We start from the raw sequence: 5,716 nt of genomic DNA, 5'->3' as shown, positions 1-5,716 counted from the left end.
CCATGCCTCCTGTCCAAGTGGAGGTCATATCCTGGCCCAGCTCAGGGGGCGAATTCCACACCCAACGACGAAGAGCCGAAAAAAATCTCGCCAATGCGCGGGAGTTGTTTGATGGCTACTTGTCCTCCGTCTTCGCTCAACGCGGTGCCGGCTGGGTTGATCAGCCATTGAAAGACGTATGTGTTGACTATGGTCGGGGTAAATCAAAGCATAGGCCCCGTAACGACCCCAAGCTCTATGGCGGGGATTACCCCTTCATTCAGACCGGTGACGTGCGGAAATCCAATCATGTCATCAAGGAATATTCCGCGACCTATAATGAAGCCGGTCTCGCGCAAAGCAAGTTGTGGCCGGAAGGAACGATATGCATAACCATTGCGGCTAATATTGCGGAAACCGGGATGTTGGGCTTCGACGCTTGCTTTCCTGATAGCATCATTGGCTTGGTGGTTGACGAGGAAAAGGCATCTAAAGAGTATGTTGAGTATCTTCTTCAGTCAGTCAAGACGGTGCTGAAGGCTAAGGGGAAGGGGAGTGCGCAAGACAACATCAATCTTGGCACCTTTGAGAAAGAGAAGTTTCCCTTCCCACCGCTGGGCAAGCAGGTGGAAATAGCGGCGAATCTACATGAACTGTCATCGACGGTAAGCAGCCTTGAAGCCATCTATCAGCAGAAGCTCTCCGCCCTCGCCGAGCTCAAGCAGTCCCTGCTGCAGAAGGCCTTCTCCGGCGAGCTGACCGCCAGGAAGGCCGAGGCGGCGGTGGAGGAGGCGACGGCATGAACAGCAAGCTGCCCATCAATCTTCAGGACCTGCTGTTCTCTGATTCATCAGCCGGGCAAGGTCAGACCGAGACGACCATCAGGAGGGCCCGGTCAGGGGCCCAGTCAGGGGCCCAGTCGGATATGGTGCTACAGGCTCTACTGCACAAGGCCTTCTCCGGCGAGCTGACGGCCAGGAAGGCCGAGGCGACGGTGGAGGAGGCGACGGCATGAGCGACAACGGCCAGGCGCCCATCGTCATCTACCAGGAGGCCGACCAGGCGGTCGAGGTGCGGCTGGTGCAGCCGGAGGTAGCCAGATGAGCGATCCGCGCGATATCGACCTGGTCGAGGATCTTCCGTGCCGGCTATGTGCCCATCTGGGTCTGATTTCTTGATCAGGTTTTGATTCCAGGGGGAGGAGTAGGCATCTTCCCCGAGGTTATTTTCTTAAAAACAATAGGTTAGCCTGTTCTTCCGGGCTTGCGGTTTCTTCATCGTGTTTTCATCGGCAGGTTGCGTTTCGAGCAGACGGGTGGCCAAAGGGCCAGCGTAACCGTGCGTCAGCGAGTCAGGGGGCCGCTGTCGATCGAGCAACTTGTAAGGATCTCTTACACGTTGCCCATGGTTGGACAAGCCGCCGCCGAATCGAGATAGTGAGCTCCAGGGCACTCAAGGACTCAGGGAACGCATCACAAGGAAGGTGAGCATGAACGAAGCCGAGACCCGCGCCGAGCTGATCGATCCCGCCCTCAAGGAAGCCGGCTGGGGCAGGGTGGCCGGTAGCCGGGTCCGGCGCGAGGTGATCACCCTGGGGCGGCTGCAGGGCGGCGGGCAGCGCACCCGCGGCGACATCGCCGACTACGTGCTCTTCTACAAGGGCCAGAAGCTGGCGGTGATCGAGGCCAAGAAGCGCGACCTGCCGGTCACCGAGGGCCTGGCCCAGGCCAAGCGCTACGCCGAGCGGCTGCAGGCCCGCTTCGCCTATGCCACCAACGGGGTCGGCCTCTATCGGGTCGACATGCAGACCGGCGAGGAAGGCCCGGTCGCCGGCTACCCCACGCCGGAGGCGCTGTGGGACGAGACCTTCCCCGAGCCCAACCCCTGGCGCGAGCGCTTCGGCGCGGTAACGTTCCACGACAACGGCGGCCAGTGGCAGGCGCGCTACTACCAGCACAACGCCATCAACCAGGCCCTGGAGGCCATCGCCGCCGGCCGCCGCCGTGTGCTGCTGACGCTGGCCACCGGCACCGGCAAGACGGCCATCGCCTTCCAGCTCTCCTGGAAGCTGTTCCACAGCCGCTGGAACCTGGCGGCCTGGCAGGGCGACGAGGCCACCCGCCGCCGGCCGCGGATTCTCTTTCTTGCCGATCGCAACATCCTCGCCGACCAGGCCTACAACAGCTTCTCCGCCTTCCCCGAGGATGCCCTGGTGCGCATCGCCCCCGATGCGATCCGCAAGCAGGGGCGGGTGCCCAAGAACGGCAACTTGTTCTTTACCATCTTCCAGACCTTCATGAGCGGCCGGGACGATGAGGGCAATCCGGCGCCCAGCTTCGGCGACTACCCGCCGGACTTCTTCGACTTGATCATCATCGACGAATGCCACCGCGGCGGCGCCAACGACGAGAGCAGCTGGCGGGCCATCCTCGAGTACTTCGCCCCGGCGGTGCAGCTGGGCCTGACCGCCACGCCCAAGCGCACCACCAACACCGACACCTACGCCTACTTCGGCGAGCCGGCCTACGTCTACTCGCTGAAGGAGGGCATCAACGACGGCTTCCTGACGCCGTTCAAGGTGCGCCAGATCGCCACCACCCTCGACGACTACGTCTACACGCCCGATGATGAAGTGATGCAGGGCGAGGTGGAGCAGGACCGGCGCTACACCGAGGCCGACTTCAATCGCCTCATCAAGATCAAGGCGCGTGAGCAGTACCGGGTGCAGGTGTTCATGGAGATGATCGATCCGCGCGAGAAGACGCTGGTGTTCTGCGCCAACCAGGAGCACGCCCTGGCGGTGCGCGACCTGATCAACCAGACCAAGGCGAGCCAGGACCCCAACTACTGCGTGCGGGTGACGGCGGACGACGGCGCCGAGGGCGAGCGCTTCCTGCGCCGCTTCCAGGACAACGAGAAAAGCATTCCTACCATCCTGACCACCTCGCAGAAGCTCTCCACCGGCGTGGATGCCCGTAACATCCGCAACATCGTGCTGATGCGTCCGGTCAACTCGATGATCGAGTTCAAGCAGATCATCGGCCGCGGCACGCGCCTGTTCGACGGCAAGGATCACTTCACCATCCTCGACTTCGTGCGTGCCTACGAGCACTTCAGCGACCCGGAGTGGGACGGCGAACCCGCGGCTCCCGAGCCGTGCGGCCGCTGTGGCGAGACGCCCTGCGTCTGCGCGGTTACGACGCCCGAGCCCTGCGGGGAGTGCGGCAACCGCCCCTGCACCTGCGAGAAGGAACCGCCGGAGCCCTGCCCGGTATGCGGGGAAACTCCCTGCCAGTGTGAGGGCGGCTCAGGCGAGCGCCGCGTGGTGGAGATCGAACTGGCCCCGGGCAAGGTGCGGCAGCTCCAGCATATGAGCGCGACCACCTTCTGGAGCCCGGACGGCACGCCGATCAGTGCCGCCGACTTCATCCGCCGGCTGTATGGCGACCTGCCGGCCCTGTTCCAGGACGAGGAGACCCTGCGCGAGCTCTGGAGTCGCCCGGATACCCGCCAGGGCCTACTGGATAGCCTGGCCGAGAAGGGCTACGGCACCGCACAGCTCAAGGAGATCGGCCGCCTGGTCGACGCCGAGAACAGCGATCTCTTCGACGTACTGGCCTACATCGCCTTCGCGCTGCCGCCGCTCAGCCGCGAGGAGCGGGTGGCCGCCCACCGCGAACGGCTCCTGTCCGGCTACGACTACCGCCAGCGCGAGTTCCTCGGTTTCGTGCTGGGCCACTACATCCAGGACGGCGTCGGCGAACTCGCCCAGGACAAGCTGCCCCAGTTGATCGAGCTCAAGTACCAGACCCCCACCGACGCCATTGCGGAACTGGGCAGCGTCGAGAATATCCGCGAGGTCTTCATCGGCTTCCAAGCGAGGTTGTATGAATCAGCATAGTGGTGTTCATAGGGCCGCTCTCGACCCATAGCCGACATTCCGAAAAAGGGAGCAAGAACGTTCATTGGGGTTATACGCAGTATCACTACCGGGACTTTACATGGAGAAATGAATTGTCGCTTTTACATCAGATTCAGGAATCAGTGGTCCAAGAAGGGTCCGATTTAGGCTCGGTTCTGTTAAAGCTTAGGTTGCTAGCTGCAAGACTCGGTAGTGAGATTCTGGAAGAGTGGGTTAAACATGAATCTGAAGGTTACCCTAATGGAGCAGAACTCCCTGATTACCGAATCATATGTGTAAGCTACCGAGGCACTTTCTCTGGTCCGTTCGGTTCAGCCATCAAAAATGCGCAGATACCTCCGTATCTTATAGAAAAGTATGCTGGGGATAGCTGGACGAACTATGAGGTCAGAGAAAGTATTTCTGCCGTCGATGAGCTAGTCAAAAGTAGTGCTGATGGTGGCAGTTTAGGGATAGATGCCTCAAATTTGATTTTGCTGCTGCAAGGAAAAGTTTATGAACGGTACGCATGTAACGATGTTTCTGGAGAAATATCGCGTGTTTCTCTCTCTGAAATTCAGCAATCTGTAAGAAGTAGAATTCTAGAGCTTACTTTAGAAATTGAAAGGTCAATTCCTGCTGCAGCACATATCACCTTTGGCGCTCCCGCATCTGAGCAAGCGAATTCAGAAAAAGTCCAGCAAATATCGCAGCAAATAATTTATGGGAATGTAGCCACCGCTGTTGCCGGTGGTCATGGATCAAGCATTGCGGTGACTATTGAAGAGCGAAACAAAAGTTCTCTTGTTGAGTATCTTAAGGCCGCCGGTATACCAGAGGTTGATGCAGAAGAGTTTGCCCAGATAGTAGAATCTGAAGAGCCTGAAAGTAAAGAAGAACCCCTTGGGCAAGGGGCCAGATATTGGATGGCTTCCAATTTAAAGAAGGCTGTGGAGGGAACTTGGAATGTTGGAGTCTCCGTTGCAACAACAGTGCTAACTGAAGCTGCATTAAAATTCTATGGCCTAAAGTAGACTGCGTGTAAAAAATGGCTGCTAGGGACAGCGTTGCGCATCGCTCCATGCAGACCCACAGTCGAGAATTGTCAATTTATTGATAAGGCGAGAACATGCCGTCCAATGCAAGAGAAAGTCTAACTATACGACTCCAAGACATCGATCAGCTTCTGGAGGCGCATAAGGCTATAACAAAATTCAAGCGAGCCGAGGCCGCGGCCCAGCTTACTGGTGGCGCGCTGGCAGATGTAAGCCGCGTATTTGATGCTCTAGTAACTGATCCAGGCCCCGGAAAGCCCAAGGAAGTAGATGCCATAAACAGATCCGCCTTTGTTCTGCTTTGCTCACATCTACAGGGTTTCATCGATGATCTACATAAAGAAGCCGCACATATAGTGCTAAACGGTCGCGTTCAAGATGTGGATAAAACGATCAAGCTGATCAAGCCAGGCAACGCCAACCCTCACGTACATATCATAGAGACTATGTTTTCCGGGCTGGGGATCTATGACTTAATGCAAAACATTAGTTGGCAAAAATGTACAAATCAAACAGTCAGGGATCGTCTTGGTAACTATATCCGAGATCGGAATAAAATTGCCCACGGAGCTCAGATGAGTGTATCGAAGGATAAGGTTCAGCAATTCAAGAAGTATGTTGAAACGCTGTCTGATAAGCTTGATGCCACTGTTGGTAGGGGGATCCAGGGTATAACTGGCGCGCAACCATGGTGATTAATAATCCCTGAATCCGTGAGACTGGCCCCCTGAAGCGCTTCTAACCCACTGACCTGCATGGCAATATAGCGGATATCGCCATT

Annotated in this window: 5 protein-coding genes; all 5 read left to right on the top strand. The window is 57.7% G+C overall.

What is annotated here, in order from left to right; genetic code table 11:
- Positions 1 to 782, top strand: a 782-nt coding sequence (locus FEI13_RS18570) for a restriction endonuclease subunit S (RefSeq protein WP_193555754.1), incomplete at its 5' end; no start/stop codon positions are given.
- Positions 779 to 994 carry a hypothetical protein gene (locus FEI13_RS18565; RefSeq protein ID WP_138182975.1) on the top strand — a complete coding sequence of 72 codons (216 nt, stop codon included), beginning with the start codon at positions 779 to 781 and terminating at the stop codon, positions 992 to 994. The genes FEI13_RS18570 and FEI13_RS18565, both read left to right, overlap by 4 nt.
- 474 nt (positions 995 to 1,468) lie before the next feature.
- Positions 1,469 to 3,880, top strand: coding sequence for an EcoAI/FtnUII family type I restriction enzme subunit R (gene hsdR / locus FEI13_RS18560; protein WP_138182974.1), 2,412 nt, complete (start codon positions 1,469 to 1,471; stop codon positions 3,878 to 3,880).
- 113 nt (positions 3,881 to 3,993) lie between these two features.
- Positions 3,994 to 4,914 (top strand): AbiTii domain-containing protein, encoded by a 921-nt coding sequence (locus tag FEI13_RS18555; protein ID WP_138182973.1) that lies wholly within the window; start codon positions 3,994 to 3,996, stop codon positions 4,912 to 4,914.
- 95 nt (positions 4,915 to 5,009) lie between these two features.
- Positions 5,010 to 5,630: a HEPN domain-containing protein gene (locus FEI13_RS18550; RefSeq protein WP_138182972.1), complete on the top strand. Its 621-nt coding sequence runs from the start codon at positions 5,010 to 5,012 to the stop codon at positions 5,628 to 5,630.
- Positions 5,631 to 5,716: the final 86 nt, after the last annotated feature.

Origin of the sequence: Halomonas urmiana, assembly GCF_005780185.1 — a bacterium.
In the GTDB taxonomy this organism is placed as follows: domain Bacteria; phylum Pseudomonadota; class Gammaproteobacteria; order Pseudomonadales; family Halomonadaceae; genus Halomonas; species Halomonas urmiana.
This window is presented reverse-complemented; position numbering and strand designations above follow the sequence as displayed.